The 16,302-nt window shown below is 68.9% G+C and carries 16 protein-coding genes; 11 read left to right on the forward strand and 5 right to left on the reverse strand.

All coding sequences use genetic code 11. The features are described 5' to 3' along the window. Window positions 1–47: 47 nt before the first annotated feature. The 3 genes from KEG57_RS05415 to grxC form a co-directional block, all read right to left on the reverse strand. Window positions 48–1,412, reverse strand: a complete 1,365-nt coding sequence (locus KEG57_RS05415; RefSeq protein WP_272458228.1) for a hypothetical protein — start codon at window positions 1,410–1,412, stop codon at window positions 48–50. After that, entirely contained in the window at window positions 1,409–2,890 is a 1,482-nt protein-coding gene (locus KEG57_RS05420; protein WP_272458229.1) for a serine/threonine-protein kinase, read from the reverse strand. The genes KEG57_RS05415 and KEG57_RS05420 overlap by 4 nt, the downstream gene beginning before the upstream one ends. Window positions 2,891–3,066: 176 nt before the next feature. Beyond that, entirely contained in the window at window positions 3,067–3,369 is a 303-nt protein-coding gene (gene grxC / locus KEG57_RS05425; protein WP_272416962.1) for a glutaredoxin 3, read from the reverse strand. Between the two features lie 515 nt (window positions 3,370–3,884). Between grxC and KEG57_RS05430 the strand changes: the two genes are divergently transcribed. From KEG57_RS05430 to KEG57_RS05480, 11 genes are all read left to right on the forward strand, one after another. Then, window positions 3,885–6,518, forward strand: a complete 2,634-nt coding sequence (locus KEG57_RS05430) for an ATP-dependent Clp protease ATP-binding subunit (RefSeq protein ID WP_272458230.1) — start codon at window positions 3,885–3,887, stop codon at window positions 6,516–6,518. A gap of 135 nt (window positions 6,519–6,653) precedes the next feature. Beyond that, the gene (locus KEG57_RS05435) at window positions 6,654–7,199 is read left to right on the forward strand and encodes a hypothetical protein (RefSeq protein WP_272416964.1); all 546 of its coding nucleotides are present in this window, start codon (window positions 6,654–6,656) and stop codon (window positions 7,197–7,199) included. Window positions 7,200–7,203: 4 nt separating this feature from the next. After that, window positions 7,204–8,052 carry a radical SAM protein gene (locus KEG57_RS05440; protein WP_272458231.1) on the forward strand — a complete coding sequence of 283 codons (849 nt, stop codon included), beginning with the start codon at window positions 7,204–7,206 and terminating at the stop codon, window positions 8,050–8,052. Between the two features lie 6 nt (window positions 8,053–8,058). After that, window positions 8,059–10,098: a MopE-related protein gene (locus tag KEG57_RS05445; protein ID WP_272458232.1), complete on the forward strand. Its 2,040-nt coding sequence runs from the start codon at window positions 8,059–8,061 to the stop codon at window positions 10,096–10,098. A gap of 48 nt (window positions 10,099–10,146) precedes the next feature. Continuing rightward, entirely contained in the window at window positions 10,147–10,638 is a 492-nt protein-coding gene (hxsD, locus tag KEG57_RS05450; protein ID WP_272458233.1) for a His-Xaa-Ser system protein HxsD, read from the forward strand. Beyond that, on the forward strand, window positions 10,635–10,877 hold the full coding sequence (locus KEG57_RS05455; protein WP_272416968.1) for an HxsD-like protein: 243 nt from the start codon (window positions 10,635–10,637) through the stop codon (window positions 10,875–10,877). Before hxsD ends, KEG57_RS05455 begins: the two co-directional genes overlap by 4 nt. Beyond that, window positions 10,874–12,388 (forward strand): His-Xaa-Ser system radical SAM maturase HxsB, encoded by a 1,515-nt coding sequence (gene hxsB / locus KEG57_RS05460; RefSeq protein WP_272416969.1) that lies wholly within the window; start codon window positions 10,874–10,876, stop codon window positions 12,386–12,388. Before KEG57_RS05455 ends, hxsB begins: the two co-directional genes overlap by 4 nt. A 53-nt stretch (window positions 12,389–12,441) precedes the next feature. After that, entirely contained in the window at window positions 12,442–12,738 is a 297-nt protein-coding gene (gene hxsA4 / locus KEG57_RS05465; RefSeq protein WP_136933506.1) for a His-Xaa-Ser repeat protein HxsA4, read from the forward strand. A gap of 258 nt (window positions 12,739–12,996) precedes the next feature. Beyond that, a complete protein-coding gene (rplU, locus tag KEG57_RS05470; RefSeq protein WP_272416970.1) occupies window positions 12,997–13,305 on the forward strand; it encodes a 50S ribosomal protein L21 in 309 nt (102 codons plus the stop codon). 11 nt (window positions 13,306–13,316) lie between these two features. After that, the gene (gene rpmA / locus KEG57_RS05475) at window positions 13,317–13,571 is read left to right on the forward strand and encodes a 50S ribosomal protein L27 (RefSeq protein WP_272416971.1); all 255 of its coding nucleotides are present in this window, start codon (window positions 13,317–13,319) and stop codon (window positions 13,569–13,571) included. 122 nt (window positions 13,572–13,693) lie between these two features. Next, entirely contained in the window at window positions 13,694–14,530 is an 837-nt protein-coding gene (locus KEG57_RS05480; RefSeq protein ID WP_272458234.1) for an HAD hydrolase family protein, read from the forward strand. Here the strand turns inward: KEG57_RS05480 and KEG57_RS05485 are convergent. Beyond that, window positions 14,525–14,968: a response regulator gene (locus KEG57_RS05485; protein ID WP_272416973.1), complete on the reverse strand. Its 444-nt coding sequence runs from the start codon at window positions 14,966–14,968 to the stop codon at window positions 14,525–14,527. The genes KEG57_RS05480 and KEG57_RS05485 overlap by 6 nt on opposite strands. Before the next feature lie 176 nt (window positions 14,969–15,144). Next, window positions 15,145–16,275, reverse strand: coding sequence for a tetratricopeptide repeat protein (locus KEG57_RS05490; RefSeq protein WP_272458235.1), 1,131 nt, complete (start codon window positions 16,273–16,275; stop codon window positions 15,145–15,147). Window positions 16,276–16,302 lie beyond the last annotated feature (27 nt).

Consider the following 16,302-nt stretch of genomic DNA (forward strand, 5'->3'; position numbering starts at 1 on the left):
GGCCCTCCCAAGGCGGACGCGGAGGATACCGCTCCGGAAGAACATCGTCACCAGCCGCCGAGACCGACGCGCGCTCCGAGGCCCAGGGTCACGCGGGGGTCGGCGAGCTCGACGTCGGCGGTGTCGGTCCCGCCGAGCAGGAGCGTCTGCTGCGCGGCGAGACCGACCAGGACGCCGCTCCAGTCGAGCTCGACGCCCGTGTCGAGGTTGATGAAGGCGACGCCCCCGGGGCTTTCGCCGCTGCCGAGCCAGTTGTACGCGAGGCCGCCGCCGATCGTGGCGACGAACCGCGCCTTCCTGCCGGGGCTCATGAGCCGCACGCCCCCGCCGAACCGCACGGAGTTCAGCCGGACCGTGCTGTCGCCGCTCTTCGTGGCGATGGGATTGTTCGCGTAGTCGAACAAAAACTCGAGCCCGATCGGCGTGGAGATCCGATAGCCGAGCCGCGCGCCGACCATGCCGCCCGCGCCCTCCTCGCCGAGCATCAGGAAGACGCCGCCCGTCGCGTTCGCATACGCGCCGCGGAGGGGCGGATCCGGCGGTTTTGCGATCTTGGGCGGAGGAGGCGGCGGGGCCGGGAGCGAGCGCGGCACGGCGATGGGTACGCCGCCGACGTCGGGACGAACCTCCTGCGCTTTGCCGGCCACGACGAGCACCTGGAACGCGTACTCGGGGCCGCCTTGCTTGTACATCTGCACGAGGTGCGTCCCCGGCTCGACGAGCCCGGCCCACTGGCCGAGCGCGAGCGGCACCTGATCGATCGCGATGGCCATCTCGGGGTCGTCCGTCTTCACGACGACCCAGCCCTTGTTCGGCACGAGCGCGAGCTTGACGACCTTGTCCTGGTCCTTGCTCGTGACCGTGACGATCTCCTCGGCGTCCTCGTAGCCTTCGGCGCGCGCGCCGATCCGGTGCCGCCCCGGTCCGAGCGGCAGGGGTTTGTCCGCGGTGCCGGGGGGCTGCGGCTCGTCGTCGACGAGCAGCACGGCGTGCGAGGGCGAGACCTCGACCTTCACGTATCCGATGAGCGCGCGCATCTCGGCGATCGCGCTCTCGGCGGCGGCCTTGTCCTCGGGCTCCATCGTGTCCGCGTGCTTGCGGAGCGCGAGCTCGAGGGCGGCGATGGCCTGCGGGTACTGGAAGAGGCTCTTGTGGGCGAGCGCGATGTTGACGAGGGGGCTCGCGCGCGGGCGCACGGCGTAGGCGGCCTGAAACTCCACGATGGCGGCGGCGAAGTTGCCGTCTCCGTAGAGCTTCACGCCGTTCGCCATGTGCTGCTTGTACGAGTCGGGAAGGGGCGCGCTCTCGGCCTTTGGGTCGCCGGCCGCGAGGGCGCCGTTCGCGACCGTGGCGAACGCGAGCGTGAGGGCGAGGGCCGCGCGGGGCCTGAATCGACCGAGGAGCGAGCTCATTCCACCTTCAGCTTGAGCTGCGGGGCGACGCCCTGGATCTTCATCGTCGCCGTCGGCTTGGCGCTCGCTTGCGGCGGCGTGATCTCCGGCTTGGCGTTCGCGGTCTTCGTGGTCTTCCTCGTCGAGGTCGACGTCGTTCGAGGCGCCTCGGAAGGCTCAGGCGCGGGCAGCTTCGTCTCGGCCGCCTCCGGCGCGGGCGCTTCTGCGGGGTTCGTTTCGTTTGTCTGCACGGGCTCGGGTGCCGGCTCGACGCGCGCTTCGCTCGCTGGGGTTGTCGGGGGAACGGGTGACGCAGGCGTGGCGGACGTCGGCGTGCTGCGGCTGTACATGACACCCACGCCGATCGCCAGCGCAGCGGCGAACGCGCCCAGACCGAGCCAGAGCGCGCGTGATCGCTCCTTGCCGCCGCTCGCGCCGCTGTTCGTCGACCAGCCCACGCGTGACGGTCCACCCGTGCCGACCTCCTCGGCGGGCCGCGTCGCCGACTCGTTCGTCTGGGCCGCGCGCGGCGTGTTTCGCGCAAGATCCGGCGACGAACGCGAGCCCGTATCGCCGACGCGGAGCGCGCGCGCCGGGAGCAGGCCACCCGAGGCGGCGCCGAGCGCGTCGAGCATCTCGCGCGCATTCGGAAAACGTTTGTCCCGGTTGCGCTTGAGTGCCTTCACGAGGAAACGCGCCACGGCTTCGGGCACTTCGGGGTTCCACGTGCGCACGTCGGGCACGGCCTTCGTGCAGATGTTCACGATGACCTGCTCGTACGATTGCCCCTCGTGCGGGGGCCTGCCCGTGAGGCACTCGTAGAGGATCGCGCCCACCGACCAGAGATCGGTGCGCTCGTCGATGTCGGGCAGCGCCTGCGATTGCTCGGGCGACATGTAAAACGGCGTGCCGAGCACCGTGCCTTGGCGCGTGATCGTCTTCTCGGGGACGCCGCCCGTGCGTCGCACCTTGGAGATGCCGAAGTCGAGGATCTTGACGAAGTCGGTCTGGTCGTCGCGTTCGGCGAGGAAGACGTTGTCGGGCTTGAGATCACGATGAACGATGCCGGCCTCGTGGGCGCGGCAGAGGCCGCGGAGGAGCTGCGCGATCACGTCGAGCGTGACGTCGAGGTCGAGTCGCCCGAGGCGCTTGATCCGGTGGCCTAGGTCCTCGCCGCGAAGCAGCTCCATCACGATGAAGGGCTGCCCGTCGTCGGTGACGCCCGAGTCGAAGATCGTGACGATGTGCGCGCTCTCGACCGCGCTCGCGGCCGCGGCCTCGCGCTGGAAGCGGGCCACGGCGTCAGCGTTTCGGGCGAGCTCGGGGTCGACGAACTTCATCGCGACGCGCTTGCCGATGCTCGTGTTCAGCGCCTCGTACACCGCGCCCATGCCGCCTCGGGCGATGAGGCGGGAGACCTTGTATTTGCCCACGTCACGGCCGACGAGCGAGCCGTCGCTCGTCGGGGCGTCGGGCAGCGGAGCGTCGGCAGCGGGCATGCGGGATCATCGAGGCCGGGTCGACCTCGTTCCCCCATGGACGAGCGAACGAGAGAAAACCTTCGGCCGATCGAACCGAGCTTATCACCGCTCCCCGGTGGCGTGCACGATCTCGAAGAAACGACGCGAGGGTATGGGGCAGAGCTCGGCTCGTCCGAGCGGAGCCCCATCGTCGATCAACGCGGCAGCGGCGGCAGGTCCGGCGGGGGGGCCTCGCCGAGCAGCGCGTCGAGCTCGCCGTCTTGATCGAGGGCCGCGATGTCCGTGAATCCGCCCACGGGGCGGTTGTTGATGAACACCTGCGGCACGGTTCGCTGGCGCGTGGTCTCCGAGAGCCAGCGGCGGAGGTCGGGCCGCGTGTCGACGTCGATCTCCTCGAAGCGCACTTTCTTCCCGGAAAGCAAGGCTTTCGCGCGGTGGCAGTAGGGGCACCAGGGGGTCGTGTAGATGGCGACGTCGGCGGGCATGATGCTGGACATTTCGGTCCTCGGAGCGAAAGGCGCAAGGGCGGGGATGTGCGCGAGAGCTCGGCGAAGCGCCAAGGGAGGGTCGGACGAGGTGAGGTGGCGCGAGGCGGAGCGCCAAGCACAGGGGAGCAGAGCCGAGCGGGTGCTCGGCGAAGCGCCACGGACGGCCCTCTCGCGCCGGGGTGGTGATTGGCGACGCGCCAAGCAGAGGTCGGGAGGGCCGGTAGCCGGGATGGCGAAGCGCCAAGGAGAGGTCGGAACAGGTCGAACGGTGCTTGGCGCAGCGCCAAGGAGGCGTCCGAGCGCTCCGGGGTGCGCTTGGCGCGGCGCCAAGGAAGAGCCCTCGGGCTCCCGGGTGCGCTTGGCGCGGCGCCCAAGGAGGAGCGAGGGGCTCCCGATGTTGCTTGGCGATGCGCCGAGCGCATGCTGCGGAGTACCGCAGCCGATGGCGTCCTTCCGTGACCCGACCTAGAAGCACGACGCGCCGTCCCTTGCGTGCGCTGCTCACCTAGTGAGAAAAAGGAGCCATGGCCGACACCGAGGGCACAATCCACCTCGAACGCTTCACGAACGACGCCCGGCAGATCGTCGCGGGCGCGCAAGCGCTCGCCGACGACCGGAAGCATGCCGAGGTCTCGCCTTTGCACCTGCTCGTGCGCTTGCTCGAACGGGATCGCGGCGTCCTCGAGGTCTTCCGGCGCGCCGGCGCCGACCCGAACGAGACGATGAACCTCGCGGAGGCGGCCCTCAGGCGTCAGCCGAAGTCGACGGGCGGCGTCGCGTACGTGGACGCCCGGCTGCTCGATCTGCTCGGGCGAGCCGAGCGTGAGGCGACGCGGGACAAGTCTCCGAACGTCGGCATCGAGCACCTCCTGCACGCGCTCGCGCAGGAGATTCGTGGGCCGGCGGGGGAGATCCTCTCGTCGTTCAGCATCGGTCCGGGCGCGTTCCGTCCGCACCTCGGCGCGCTCGCGGAGGGGGAAGCGAAGGCGCCGGCACAGCGGGATTCGGCCGCGGCGATCGTGACGAGCGCGGCGGGGAGTGCCGACGCGAACGGCTACACGCGGGACCTCGTGGCGGATGCGCGCAAAGACCTGTTCGATCCGGTGATCGGCCGCGACGGCGAGGCGCGGCGGCTCCTGCAGATCCTCGAGCGCCGGTTCAAGAACCATCCGCTCGTCGTAGGCGAGCCGGGCGTCGGCAAGTCCGCGCTGATCCGCGGGCTCGCCGATCGCATCGCGCGCGGTGACGTGCCGAGTAACCTCGCCGGCGCGCGCCTCTACGAGCTCGACACGGGCGCGCTCGTCGCGGGCGCAAAACTCCGCGGCGAGATCGAGCAGCGCCTCAAGGCCCTCGTCGACAAGCTCCGCAGCGTTCAGGACGCCGAGACGATCCTCGTCGTCGAGGACATCGACGCGCTCTTCGGCCAGGGCGTGCAGGGCTCGGGCGTCGGTGACCTCCTGAAGCCGCTGCTCGCGCGGAGCGAGATCCGCATCCTCGCGACGACCACGCCCGAGGGCATTCGCAAGCTGAACGAGCGGGATGCTTCGATCCTGCGGCGCTTCGCCGTGGTGAACATGGATCCGCCGTCGATCGATCAGGCGACCGAGATCCTGCGTGGCGTCGCCACGAAGTACGAGGCGCACCACCGCGTGCGCATCGGCGAGAGCGCGATCCTCTCGGCCGTGAGCCTCGCCAAGCGGTACCTCTCCGATCGCGCGTTGCCGGATACCGCGGTCGATCTCCTCGACGAGACGAGCGCGCGCAAGCGCGTCGAGGTCGATGGCGTGCCCGCGGAGGTCGACGCGTTGAGCCGCCGCGTGGATGCGCTCAAGGCGCAGATCGCGGCGCTCGCGGACGACGACGATCGGCTGAGCGTGCAAGCGCGGCAACGACTGGAGAAGGAGCTCGCCGAGGTCGAGCCGCGCGCGAAGGAGCTGCGCACGGCCATCGCGGCGCGCCGCGGTGTCGTCGCGGCGGTGCAGTCGATCCGCAAGGAGCTCGCGGCGGCGAACGAGGCGTTCGCGACGGCGCAACGCGAGAAGAACTACGCGCGGATCGGCGAGCTCGAGCACGTGACCTTGCCCGAGATCCGCCGCCGTCTGGAGACGGCCGAGCAGGCCGCGAAGCGCGAGGGCGCCGAGGCCGGCTCGAACATGGTCACGGAGAACGACGTGGCCGGCACGCTCGCCGAGTGGACGGGCATCCCGGTCGCGAAGATGCTCGAAGGCGAGTCGGAGAAGCTCCTCAAGATGGAAGAGCGCCTCGCGCGCCGCGTGGTCGGCCAGGACGAGGCCGTGCGCGCGATCGCCCGCGCCGTGCGCCGCGGCCGCGTGGGCCTGCGTGATCCGGGCAAGCCCATCGGCTCGTTCCTCTTCCTCGGCCCGAGCGGCGTCGGCAAGACCGAGCTCGCCAAGGCCCTCGCCGAGTTCTTGTTCGACGACGAGCAGGCGCTCACGCGGCTCGACATGAGCGAGTTCATGGAGCGGCACATGGCGCAGCGCCTCATCGGCGCGCCGCCCGGCTACGCTGACAGCGAGCAAGGTGGCTTCTTGACCGAGGCCGCGCGCCGCAGGCCCTACAGCGTCCTGCTTTTCGACGAGGTCGAGAAGGCGCACGCGGACGTGTTCAACCTGCTCCTCCAGATCCTCGACGACGGCCGCCTCACCGACGGTCGCGGCAGGACCGCGGACTTTTCCAACACGGTCGTGATCATGACCTCGAACATCGGTTCGAAGCGGATCCTGGAGACGGACGTGAAGCTTTTCGGCACCGAGGATGGGCGCGACGCGATCCGCGACGTGCTCTTCGAGGAGCTCAAGGCCTTCTTCCGGCCGGAGTTCTTGAACCGGATCGACGACATCGTCGTGTTCAAGGCCCTCAGCAAGCAGGACCTGCGCGGGGTCGTGGACATCCAGCTCCGGCGCCTCGAGCGGCTGCTCGCGGATCGCGAGATCAAGGTGCAGCTCGACGACGCCGCGAAGGACCTGCTCGTCGACATCGGCTACGAGCCCTCGCTCGGCGCGCGGCCGCTCAAGCGCGCCATCCTGAAAGAGCTGCAAAACCCGCTCGCCGAAGCGATCCTCGCGGGCGGCTACGGCCCCGGACAGATCGTGCACGTCCGCGCGGCCGACGGCTCGTTCACGTTCACGAAGGCCTGAGCGCGGCGCGTCGGCTGACGCGTCGCGTTGCCGGTTCCCGTCCTTGCTCGCTGCGAGGACGGCGGATCGGGACTCCGCGCAAACATTGACGCCGCCGTGACGACCGTAGATCCTGCGAGTGTAGGAGGCTCCGGCATGCCTGGCAGGAACGTATCGCGGCGGTTGTTCGTGGGAGTGGTGGGGGGCGGTGTGCTTGCCGCACCGGTGATCGCCTCCGCGCGCCCGGAGACCACGCCCGCTGCAAAAGACGCGGCGCACAGCGAAAAACCGCTCGATGCGCCGACGCGTGAGAACGTCGCCAAGCTGCTCGCCCCGCTCGCCGCGGGCGCGCGCCTCGCGCGATGGACGATCGTCCAGATCGATCCCGTCGTGAACGGGTGTGTGAGCATCAAGGTTCGGACGGACGATGGGCACACGTTCGACCTGGAATTGCTCGCGCGCGACCGCACCGCGCTCGCGCAGCGGCCGCCCGCAGAGACGGAACGGCACGCGATCTTCGTGGTGAACGGCGGCAATGGCTGGGCGCCCACGCAGGAGGAGCAGGGGCTCGCGGCCATGACGCTCGCGCAGATCGTCGCGAAGAACGAGCGCGAGGTGCGCCTGTCCGATCTGCTCACGCACGCCGAGCGCATCCACAAGCACGGCGACGCGCTCCTGGTTCCGGCGGAGGGACCGGGCTGACGGCATGGCGGCGGTCCTCTCCCTTGGTTTGACTTGCAACAATGCGTGCGTCTTCTGCGCGCAAGGGGAGAGGTCCGCCACCCGCGAGCGAGACGCCGAAGGGCTCGATCTCGCGAGGGGCCTGCGCATCGAGCCGGGCGACGTCGTGTTCGTGCAGGGTGGCGAGCCGACGCTCGCCGAGGATCTACCGGCGGTTGTCCGCGCACTCGACGAGCGCGGCGCGCGCCGCATCGTGGTGCAGACGAACGGCCGGCGGCTCGCGTACCGCGCCTATACGCGCGCGCTTCGCGAGGCGTCGAGCAAGCTCTCGCTCGACGTCTCGCTGCACGGCTCGACCGAGCCGATGCACGACTACCACACGCAGACGCCGGGCAGCTTCAAGCAGACCGCGCTCGGCGTACGGCATGCGCGGGCCGAGGGCATCGAGGTCGGGACGACCACGGTGATCACGCGGTCGAACTATCGTCACCTCGCGGAGATCGTGCAGCTTTCGCGTGCGCTCGGGGCGCGCGCGGCGCACCTCGCGAGGGCTTCACGGTTTGGCCGCGCGGCGCGCGCGGCGGATCGGATCGTCGCGCCGGAAGATCTCGTGCGGCCGCAGCTCACGCGCGCGCTCGCGGAGGCGGCGCGGCTCGGAATGGGCTGGCTCGCGGGCGAGAAGGCGAGCCACGCGGAGGTGCGCGAGCTCTTCGCGGGCCTCGGCGAGGTGGAGATCGCGGAGGCGGGGGGGCTGGGTTCGTCGCGGACGACCGGCGTCGAGATCGCGGCCTCCGACAAGAACTTCGTGGAAACGTCTCGGCTCGTCCGAGCGAAACCACCGAGCGTCAACCGGAGCATTGCTTGGGAGCGGTGAGTGACAATGGCGAGCAACGTCAAAGCCAGTGACGAGCAGCGGGGCAAGCAGGTGCGACGGATCGCCATCGCGGCGCTTCTGACCGTGATCGGCGCGGCGGCGGGTTCGTCCTGCGCCGAGGGCGGGAGCGTCACGTCCACGGGTGGCAACAGCACCGGCTCGAGCTCTGGCGGCAGGGGCGGCGAAGGCGGCGAAGGTGGCGCGGGCGGCGGCACGGGCGGCACGGGCGGCGTTGGTGGCATCGGCGGCACGGGTGGTACCGGTGGCATGGGTGGAGCCGGCGGCGGGGGCGGCGCGGGTGGAGCCGGCGGCGCGGGTGGCGGCCAGATGTGCGTGCCGCAGACCGAGGTCTGCGACGGCGTCGACAACAACTGCGACAACGTGGTCGACGAGGGCTGCGATTGCGTGACCGGCGTGAAGGAGGCCTGTTACACGGGCCCCGACGGCACGAAGGGCGTCGGCGCGTGCAAGGAAGGCGAGAGGACCTGCGACGCGTCCGGGAAGTGGGGCCTGTGCGAAGGGGAGGTCGTCCCGGCTCCGGCCGAGGCTTGCAACGGCTTCGACGACGACTGCGACGGCGAGGTCGACGAAGGGTGTACGTGCATCACGGGCGAGACGAAGGGCTGCTACACGGGCCCGATGGGCTCGGAGAACGTCGGCCTCTGCAAGCCCGGCACGCAAGCCTGCGACGCGAACGGCCAGTGGGGCCCGTGCCTGGGTGACACCACGCCGCAGCCCGAGCTGTGCAACGGCCTCGACGACAGTTGCGACGGCACGATCGACGAGGACAACCCGGGCGGCGGCGGCGCGTGCGTCGCGCCGGGCCTCGGCGAGTGCAAGAAGGGCACGCTGAACTGCATCAACGGCGCGGTGAAGTGCTCGCCCGCGCCCGTGCAGCCCGAGGCTTGCGACGGCCTCGACAACAACTGCGACGGCAACACCGACGAGGGCAACCCCGGCGGCGGCATGCAGTGCACGACGGGCTTCATGGGCCTGTGCAGCACGGGTTTGACCAAGTGCGATGGCGCGAACGGCGTGAAGTGCATGCCGAACGTCGTCCCCGGCCAGCTCTCCGAGGCGTGCAACAACCTCGACGACGACTGCGACGGCATGGTCGACGACGCCATCCCGCAGGTCGGCATGGCGTGCACGAAGCCCGGTCAGCTCGGCGTCTGCCAGTTCGGCACCTTCGAGTGCCCCGCCGGCGCGCCGCAGCTCCTCTGCAACGCGCCTCTGCCCGGCACGGTCCAGGAGACGTGCAACGGCAAGGACGACGACTGCAACGGCACGATCGACGATCCGGCTCTCGTGAACGGTTTGCCCTGCAGCACGGCGTTCCCCGGCGTGTGCGCGACGGGCACCACGGTCTGCGTGGGCGGAAGCTCCTCGTGCAACCCGCAGGTCTCGCCCGGATCGCAGACCGAGATCTGCGACAGCAAGGACAACAACTGCAACGGCACCGTCGACGAGATGCAGCCGAACCCGGCGTGCACCTCGCAAAACCCGAACGCGCAGTTCGTCTCGAGCTGGTCGTGCACCGGCGGCCAGTGCCAGATCGTGCAGTGCAACGTCGGCTACGCGAACATCGACGGCGCGCCGGGCAACGGCTGCGAGTGCGCGACCGATCAGTACGCGAACCAGTGCGTCAGCTCGGGCGCGGTCAGCGTGCCGAAGGGCGGCACGGTGAACATGATCGGCAAGGTCGAGACCTCGGTGGGCAGCGACTGGCTCACGTTCAACTTCGTCGCGCCCGCGGCGCTCGGCCAGCCGTACACGCCGAAGGTCCAGCTCGTGAACGACGCGGGTGGTCAGTACGGGATGGACGTGCTCCACGACTGCAACACCGTCGCGACCTGCAACGACGGCGGCACGGGAGCGGGGGCCACCGTTTGGGAGCTGAATTATCAGTACAACATGAACGGCAGTCCCACGGGCCCCTGGTCGGACAACAACCCGAAGGTCGTGTCTGTCAAGGTTCGCGTGTATCGCAAGAACGGTACGCCGCCGACGTGCGATCAGTATACCGTGACCGCCACGAACCCGTGAGGAGCGGCGGGACGCACCTTACGGTACGTCATCGGGAGCGAAGGGCGAATGAGCGACATGTCGTTTCACTTGGGTGAGGGCTCGGTTCGGATCGAGTTCGACGAGGGCCTGTACCCCAAGGATGCGATCTACGGAGCGGCGTACGTCTTCATCGATCGCTGCTGGGTGCACCTCGATCGTGCGGGAGATCGGCGCATCCAGGTGACGCTCAAGGCGAAGAAGCCGGGCGCTGACACGCAGACGTTCGCGGGTGAGTTCCAGAACGAGCTGCTCGGCCAGGCGTGGCGCCTCCGGATCGTCGAGGAGAACAAGAAGCTCGTCGAGTCGATCACGGCGCGCGCGTTCGGCGGCGCGGCGGGTCCGCCCGGGCTCGATGAGTTGCTCGCGATGGACATCGGCGAGGAGACGGCCTTCGAAGATCCGCTCGGCATCGCGATGAGCTGGGAGGAGAAGTACAAGAAGAAGGGCAAGGCCGAGGGCACGAAGGCCGAGGCCGAAGGCGCGGCCGAGAACGTGTCGGGGGGCGAGAAGGCGTCGTGATCGAGCTCAGGTTTCACGAGGAGCTCTACGACGGCTTCGCGATCGACGAGGCCGTGAAGACGTACGCTCCGTACGCGACGGCCGAGCTCTCGCGCGATGGCGGCGCGTACGTCGTGAAGGTGACGGCGAAGCCCGAGGCCACGAGCGAAGGCATCGACGAGCGCGTGCTCTCCGCGGAGCTCGCGAACTACGCGCTCGGTTTGACGATCGAGAAGGCGCGATCGGGAGGTGCGGCGTGACGAGCCTCTCGACGCTCTTCACCGAGCTCGGCCCCGCGGCGAAGTCTCCCTCGGGCCTCGTGCCGTTCCGGTTCCGCGAGGTGGGCGGAGATATTTTGCTCACCAACTTTCTCGGCGACTGGCTCTTCGTCACGAACGACGAGTTCCGCTCGCTCGCGCGCGGCGAGCTCGATCCCGCTTCGCCGCTCCACGACAAACTCGCGTCGAGAAACTTCCTTCGCGACGGCCTCGATCAGGCGAAGGCAGCCGAGCGCATCGCGTACAAGAAGCGGTTCCTCAACTGGGGGCCGAACCTGCACATCGCGGTCGTCACGCTCCGCTGCAACGAGACGTGCGTCTACTGCCACGCGAGCCGCGCGAACATGGACGCGGTCCATACCGACATGACGCCGGAGATCGGCGAGAAGGTCGTGGACCTGATGCTCCAGTCAACCTCGCCCTCGGTGACGCTGGAGTTCCAGGGCGGCGAGCCGCTCGCGAACTTCCCGGTGATGAAGCACGTCATCGAGTACGCCCTTGCGAGGAACCGCGCCTACGGCAAGGGGCTCGAGTTCACGATGGTCTCGAACCTGGCCATGATGGACGAGGAGAAGCTCGCCTTCCTCGTCGATCGCAAGGTTCAGATCTGCACGAGCATCGACGGCCCGGAGCACCTGCACACGAAGCAGCGCATCCTCGCCGGCGGCAACGCGCATCGCGAGGCCGTGAAGTGGATCGAGCGCATCAACAAGGCCTACATCGACATCGGCCTCGACCCGACGCTCTACCACGTCGAAGCGCTGCTCACGACGACGCGCGAGGCGCTCAAGTACCCGAAGGAGATCGTCGACACGTACGTCGGCCTCGGGTGTCGCGCGATCTTCCTCCGCCCCGTCGATCCCTTCGGCTTCGCGGGCAAGACCGCGCAGATCGTCGAGTACGACCGCGCCGCGTACCACAACTTCTACCGCACCGCGGTCGAGCACATCCTCGACCTCAACCGGCGCGGCGAGCAGGTCCTCGAGCGGTACGGCTCGATCTTCCTCACGAAGATCCTCGGCGACGACGACCCGAACTTCCTCGACATCCGCTCGCCGAGTGGCTCGGGGATCGGCGCCCTCGCCTACAACTACGACGGGAAGATCTTCTCGAGCGACGAAGGCCGGATGATGTACGAGACCGGCGATCCCGCGTTCCAGATCGGCGACGTGTTCACCTCGACGTATCGCTCGCTCATGAAACACGAGACGGTGCGCGCGCTCGTGCTTGCGTCGATCCGCGAGGCGCAGCCCGACTGCGTGAACTGCACGTACACGCCGTACTGTGGGGTGCAGCCCGAGCACAGCTACCGGACGCAGGGCACGATCTTCGGTAGGATGCGTGAGAGCACCTTGTGCGCCGTCCACAAGGGCATCCAGGATTTTCTCTTCGACAAACTGCGCGAGAACGACCCAAAGACGGTCGAGATCCTCCGGCGCTGGACCACGGTCCGGGCGCGAACGCACTTCATCCACGCGTCGTCGGCATCTTGAGGGCAAACGAATCGACGCGGGGCGCAACGGGACTTGGGATCAGGGAGGCCACGATGGCGAACAACGGAACAGGTGGGCTGCCGAGCTTCTCCCGCAAGCCGGGTGGCATGCTTTCCAAGACGGAGAGCGAGGTCGGCGCGAAGGCGAGCGAAGAGGCGGATCGCGCCGGCGTGATCGGCGACGACGCGGGTGGCGTGATCCCGGCGCAGCATTGCTCGCACGGGTCGCACGGCTCGCACGGCTCGCATGGCTCGCACGGCAGCCACGGGTCGCACGGCTCGCACGGCTCGCACGGCAGCCACGGGTCGCACGGCTCGCACGGCTCGCACGGCTCGCACGGCAGCTGGTAGACCGTCCCCCGGCGCGCCCACAGTCTCGGATACCTCTCGCCTGGCGGGCGAAACGGCCCCGTTCGTCCGCCTTGATCCCCTGTCCGCCCCTGTTTCCAGCCTGCCCGGACCGACCTCTTGCGGAGGCTCTGGATCCAAAGGGACGGAGGCGCATTTGATCAGCTTGCGGAACGGACGCGCGTCCGTATACTTCCGCTCCCTTGTTTCCCGGCGGAGTGCGTCGGTGAAGCAACTGTCGTAGGGCTCGAGGGCACGAACATGTACGCGGTCATCAAGACGGGCGGCAAGCAGTACAGGGTCAGCGAAGGCCAGGTGCTGCGCGTCGAGAAGCTGAGCGGCAACGCCGGCGACACGGTTACGTTCAACGAAGTCCTGCTCGTCGGCGGCGAGGCCACCAAGATCGGCCAGCCGCTCGTTGCGGGTGCAAAGGTCGAGGCGCAGATCAAGGCGCAGGATCGCGGCAAGAAGGTCGTGATCTTCAAGTTCCGGCGTCGGAAGAACTACCGCCGCAAGACCGGGCACCGGCAGCCGTACACCGAGCTCAAGATCACCGGCATCAGCGCCTAGGAGAAACCGGCATGGCTCATAAAAAAGGCGGCGGCTCGTCTCGGAACGGTCGCGATTCGAGCGCGCAAAAGCGCGGCGTGAAGGTGTACGCGGGGACCGCGGTCCCGGCGGGCAGCATCCTCGTGCGGCAGGTGGGTTCGTCGATCCACGCCGGCAAGAACGTCGGCACGGGCAAGGACTTCACGCTCTTCGCCCTCGTGGAGGGCGTCGTGAAGTACGAGTGGAAGTCGAACACGAAGAAGCAGGTCTCGGTCTATCCGGCCTGAATCTGCGTCGTTCGTGATCGAGACGAGCCGGGCGATACGACGGGAAAAACCCCGTCGATCGCCCGTCGTCCATTTGGGATCCAACGATCACGCGTGCTGAGCGGCGAGGACAAACCGCGGCGATGACGTACAAGCTCCTGGCCCTCGACCTCGACGGCACCCTGCTCCGTCACGACGGCTCCTTGAACGAGCGCGATCGCTGGGCGATCGAGCGCTTGCAGAGCGGCGGCGTGGCCGTGACGATCTGCACGGGCCGGCTCTACTCGGGCTCGCGCGAGGCCGCCGTGGCGGCGCGCATCCAGGGGCCGATCGCCTGCGTCGACGGGAGCCACATCGTCGACGCGCGTGACGATCGCGAGCACTACCACGCCTCGCTCGCAGGCAATCACGCCGTGCAGCTCCGGCGCGTGCTCGAGCGGCATGGCACGGCGAGCTTCGTGTTCGCGCACGACAGCATCGTGCACGACGCGGCGGGCGCGCCGTGGAGCAGCTACGTGCGCACGTGGTCGCCGCGGGTGACGGTCGTCGAGCGCGTCACGTCGCATCCGTACTGGGAGCATGAGCGAGGGCTGCTCGCGGTGGTGGCGATCGGCTCGAAGGAGAGCGTGCACGCGGCCGCGGAGGAGCTCGAAGGCGAGCTCGGAGGCGCGGCGTTCGTCATTCGGTTCGCGGTGACGCGCGGGGCCGACACACACGCGATGGTGGTGCGCGCGGCCGGGCCCACGAAGGGCACGGCGATCGCGTGGCTCGCGGACTATCACGGCTGCACGGTGGACGAGGTCGTCGCGGTGGGCGACTGGCTCAACGATGTGCCGATGTTCGAGGTCGCGGGGCGATCGTTCGCGATGGGCAGCGCGCCGCAGCTCGTCAAGGAGAGCGCGACCGAAGAGCTCTCCGCGTGGAGCGCGGAAGAGGCGGGCGTCGCCGAGGCGATCGAGCGGGCCTGGGGGACGTTATGACGAGCTCTTCGACGAGGGCACGCCGGAGATAGGCGCGCTCGGCACGCCCCTGTGCGAGGGGGGCGCGAAGCCGCGGTAGAAGAGCCGTTCGACCTCGCCGATGAGGTCGCGCATGCCGATGGGCTTGGCGAGAAACCCTTCGGCGCCGGCCTGCGCGGCCTCGGCGCGCGCGCCGCGTTTGCCCGAGATCACGAGGAAGCGACAGTCGTAGCCGCGTGCGCGCGCGGCCTCGATGAAGTCCGTGCCGCTCATCTCGGGCATGCGCTGGTCGACGACGACGACGTCGACGCGGTCGAGCCGCTCGAGGGCCGCCGCCGGGGACATCGTCTCGCGCACCTCACACCCCTCGGCTTCCAGGCACATCCCCAGGAGCCTCAAGATGTCGGGGTCGTCATCGACCACGAGCACGACGGGGGGACGCGGTCGCCACGTGCGCACGATCCGGAGATTACCCGGGTTTCTGCCTGCTTCCAAATGTGAAAGACGTGCGGCACGAAAATGCCGAGCGGACGGATCGTGCTCCGTTCGCGGCTGTGGATGCGAGATGTTCGGGGGGTTTGTCCGGGGGCTCGACGCGTGTTGCGGAGCCCCCGAACGCGGGGAGCGCGACGCTGTTACTTGCGCGGCTGGGAGGCGGCGGCGAGCTGCTGCTGCTGCTGCTGCAGGAACTGCGCGACGAGGCGCGAGCGCTCGATGGCGAACTGCTTGACTTCCTTGTTGGGCGAACCCGCGAGGGCGTTGAGCAGCTTCGTGACCTTCTCGATCTGGCGCGACTGGAAGAGGGCCTCGAAGTAGTTGTTCGCGATGCGCACGTCGCGGCTCATCTTCGCCTCGTGCGGCTGGAGGAGCCGGATGACGGCCTCGAGGTCGCCCTTCTGGCCGTAGAGCGCCGAGAGACAGAGGAGCGCGAGCGGATCGTCGGGCGCGATCTCGACGCCCTTCTTGGCGTAGGTGACGGCGCGATCACGCGTCGCATCGTCGTTCGCGAAGAAGCCCTGGAGCGCGATGTACGGCGCGGCGCTCTTCTTGTCGGCGGCCATCTTCTCGATCTCGGCGATCGCCTTGTCCTCGCCCTCGTGCTGCTTGAGGAACTGGTAGAGGTAGGCCCACGCGTCGATGCAGCCGATGCTGATGCCGATCGCCTTGTCGACGAACTCGCGCTCCTTCTCGACTTCCTTCTTCTGCTGGTAGACCTTCGCGAGGTGCAGCGAGGGGTAGGGGTTGTCCTTGAGGAGGTTCTGGGCGCCCTTCAGCGTGCCCTCGGCCTTGTCGAACTTCTCCTGCTGGAGCTGCGCGATGCCGAGCGCGAGCCAGTCGTCGCCCGTGCCGCCCTTCGCCACGACCTTCGAGAGCACCTGCTCGGCGCGCTGCAGGCGGTTGTACTTGAGGAGCTCCTGCGCGTAGATGCGCGCGCGGTTGAGGTCGTCGGGCTGCTCCTGCCAGTGCTTCTCCAGGCCGGAGAGCAGGTCTTCGAGGCCGATCGCGATCGGGCGACCCTGGTCGTCCTGCACCTGCACCGCGGGGCCGTTGAAGCCGAGCAGCTTCCACATCTGGTCGGGCGTCACGAGCGACGGGCCCTTGTCGAGCATGGCCTTGGTCTCGTCGTCGACCTTCGACAGGGGAATCACGATGAGAGCGTTGCCAGGCACTCCGTTGGGGAATGCGCTGACGGGCGCCATGATGGCCGCGCCGCCCGTGATCTGAAGTCCCGCCGCCACTCCACCCTGCTGTCCGTTCTGCGCCATGGTCGCTCCACCCGGGAAACGCGGAGC

The organism is Polyangium jinanense (genome assembly GCF_028435365.1).